A 2,841-nucleotide genomic window follows, 5' to 3' on the forward strand; every position below is an offset into this window, starting at 1 on the left:
CAGCCGGTACCGAGCGCGCGGGCGCCTTGCTGTCGCGGGCTCCGCACCGCGTCGCGGGTGTTCAGTTGACGGACCGGAGGATGACGTCCTCGTAGTCGCAGCCGGGGTCCTCCGCGCCGTACGCCTCGGTGTCGGGACCGATGCCGATGCCGGTGTCGATGTCGGGGCCAGAGCCGGTGTCGGGGCCGGTGCCTGGGTGGGACGGTTCGGCCAGGGCGTCGGCGAGCGCCTCGGCGAAGGCGTCGGCGGCCTCGTCGGGCAGGAGGTCGGCGGGCCGGAACTCGGTCCGTTCTGCGATCCGTTCGGCGGTTCGTCCAGTGTGGGTGTCCATGGGTCCATAGTGGTTCGGGCCGCCGGTGCGGGCCCGCTGCCCGGCCGCAGAGCCCCCCGATCGGGTGTACGGGCGGGGCCCGCCCCGGTCGGCGGCCGCCACCCGGTCGGCGGGTGCGGACAACCCGTGCGCGCGAACCCGGCTGGCCGGGGCGGGGGCGCGACCATAGCTTCGAGGCGGCGGACGTGCCGCATGCCGTCCGCGACCGCGACGTCCGGAAGCCGGCTCCTCTCCAATGACTGCTCTCCTCGCTCCGACCCGCCCGCTGGTGCGGGTCGCCGCCGTTCTGCTGTCCTGCGCCGCCTCGGTGCCCGCCGCGCTGGCCGCCGCCCCGGCGGCCGCCGCCCCCACCGGTCCGACCGTGTACCGGGTCCCACCCGGCTCGTCCGTGCAGGCCGCGCTGGACGCGGCCGCCCCGGGCGACGTGGTGGAGCTGGACGCGGGCCGCTACCCGGGCAGCGTGACCCTGGCCACCGACGGCGTGACCCTGCGCGGCCGGGGCGCCGCCACCGTCCTGGTGCCCGAACCGGCCGACCAGAGCAGTTGCGCGCGGGCCGGCGACGGCGTCTGCGTGACGGGCAGCGCGGACGAGCGGGGCGTGCCGGTGCGGACGCTGTCGGGCACGGTGGTGGAGTCGCTGACGGTGGCCGGCTTCCCGCGCAACGGCATCGGCGCGGCCGTCACCGACCGGCTGACGGTGCGCAGGGTGACGGTGCGCGACAACGGGCGGCAGGGCATCAGTGTCGAGATGTCGACGCGCACCGCGCTGACCGACAACGAGGCCCGGGACAACGGCCAGGCCGGGATCTTCGTCGCCAACTGGTACGACCGCAAGGGCGGCGCCCTGGAGACGCGGGGCACCGAGGTGTCCGAGAACCGGCTGGCCGGCAACCGGATCGGCCTGCAGCTGCGCCGGGTCCGCGGTCTGACGGTGGAGGCGAACCTGGCGTTCGGCAACTGCGGCGGCGTCTTCGTGGTCGGTGACGACGGGGTGCCGCGGGCCGGGGCGCTGACCGTCCGGGACAACGTGGTGCGGGCGAACAACCGGTACTGCCCGCCGATCCCGCGGCTCGACTCCGTCCAGGGCACCGGCATCCTGCTGACCGGCACCGAGGACGTCACGGTCTCCGGCAACCAGGTCACCGACCACACCGGAACGTCCCCGATGTCGGGCGGCATCGTGCTCTACCCGAGCGCGGTCGGCGCGCCCAACGCCCGAGCCACCGTCACCGGCAACGCGCTGCGCGACAACCTGCCCGCCGACCTCGCTGACCGGGACCCGCGCGGCACCGGCAACGCGTTCACCGAGAACGCCTGCGGCACCTCCGAACCAGCCGGCCACTGCTGACCGGCTCTCCCCGTTCCCCCTCCGACGAAGTTCCCCTCCGACGAAGTTCCCCCCTCAGACGAAAGGCCCGTGCCCAATGACCACCGCACCCACCGCACCCACCGCGGCGGCGTCCGCCGCCGCCCTGCCGACCGACCCGGCCGTCCCGCCCGGGATGCTGCTGCGCGAGCTGGTGTTCGGCGCCGCCTGCGCGGGCGCGGTCCGCGCCGCCGCCAGCCTGCGGCTGCCGGACGCCCTGCAGGAGGAGCCCGCCGACGCCGGGGCGCTGGCCGAGCGGCTGGGCGTCGAGCCCGGCCCGCTGCGGCGGCTGCTGCGCGCGCTGGCCTGCTACGGGGTGTTCGCCGAGGACGCCGACGGCCGCTACCGGCACACCCCGCTGTCGCGCCTGCTGCGGGCCGAGGAGCCGGGCAGCCTGCGCGACATCGCGCTGTGGTGCACCGAGCCGTGGACGTGGCAGTCCTGGTCCCGGCTGGACGACGCGGTGCGCACCGGGCGCAGCGTGTTCGGCGACGCCTTCGGCAAGGAGTTCTTCCAGTACCTGCACGACGACGCGCCGGAGTCCGCGGCGCTGTTCAACCGGGCGATGACCCAGTCCAGCCGGCAGTCCGCGCAGGACCTGGCCGCTTTCCTGGACCTGTCGGGCGTCGCCTCGGTGGCCGACGTCGGCGGCGGCCAGGGCCAGGTGCTGGCCGAGCTGATGGAGCGCCACCCCGGCCTGCACGGCACCCTGCTGGACCTGCCGAAGGTGGTGGAGCACGCGGACGAGCGGCTGCGGCCCGGCGGTTCGCTGGCCGAGCGGGCCCGGCTGGTGCCGGGCGACTGCCGGGCCGCGGTGCCGGTGCAGGCGGACCTGTACCTGGTGAAGAACATCCTGGAGTGGGACGACGACTCGACCCGCCGGACGCTGCGCAACCTGCGCGAGGTGGCCCGTCCGGGGGCCCGGGTGGTGATCGTGGAGAACCTGGTGGACGACTCCCCCTCGATGCGGTTCACCACCGCGATGGACCTGCTGCTGCTGTTGAACGTCGGCGGCGCCAAGCACACCCTGGGCAGCCTGACCGCGCTGATCGCCGAGTCGGGGCTGCGCCTGGACGCGGTCGAGCCGGTCAACCCGTACCTGCACGCCTTCTCCTGCACGGTGCCGTAGCGGGGGGCGCGGAGC

Annotated in this window: 3 protein-coding genes; 2 read left to right on the top strand and 1 reads right to left on the bottom strand. The window is 75.4% G+C overall.

Going from position 1 to position 2,841, the window contains the following annotated elements:
• Positions 1-61 precede the first annotated feature (61 nt).
• Positions 62-331 carry a hypothetical protein gene (locus tag ACFUEL_RS37915; RefSeq protein WP_380242504.1) on the bottom strand — a complete coding sequence of 90 codons (270 nt, stop codon included), beginning with the start codon at positions 329-331 and terminating at the stop codon, positions 62-64.
• 235 nt (positions 332-566) lie between these two features.
• On the opposite strand from ACFUEL_RS37915, the gene ACFUEL_RS37920 reads away from it, so the two are divergent.
• Together ACFUEL_RS37920 and ACFUEL_RS37925 are read left to right on the top strand one after the other, a co-directional pair.
• A complete protein-coding gene (locus ACFUEL_RS37920) occupies positions 567-1,679 on the top strand; it encodes a nitrous oxide reductase family maturation protein NosD (RefSeq protein WP_380242505.1) in 1,113 nt (370 codons plus the stop codon).
• A 76-nt stretch (positions 1,680-1,755) separates the two neighbouring features.
• Positions 1,756-2,826, top strand: coding sequence for a methyltransferase (locus ACFUEL_RS37925; protein ID WP_380242507.1), 1,071 nt, complete (start codon positions 1,756-1,758; stop codon positions 2,824-2,826).
• The last annotated feature ends 15 nt before the right edge of the window (positions 2,827-2,841 follow it).

Origin of the sequence: Kitasatospora sp. NPDC057198 (assembly GCF_042670125.1) — a bacterium.
In the GTDB taxonomy this organism is placed as follows: domain Bacteria; phylum Actinomycetota; class Actinomycetes; order Streptomycetales; family Streptomycetaceae; genus Kitasatospora.

Coding starts and splice junctions, on each gene's coding strand:
- ACFUEL_RS37915 (WP_380242504.1), bottom strand. CDS start 331: ATGGACACCCACACTGGACGAACCGCCGAACGGATCGCAGAACGGACC.
- ACFUEL_RS37920 (WP_380242505.1), top strand. CDS start 567: ATGACTGCTCTCCTCGCTCCGACCCGCCCGCTGGTGCGGGTCGCCGCC.
- ACFUEL_RS37925 (WP_380242507.1), top strand. CDS start 1,756: ATGACCACCGCACCCACCGCACCCACCGCGGCGGCGTCCGCCGCCGCC.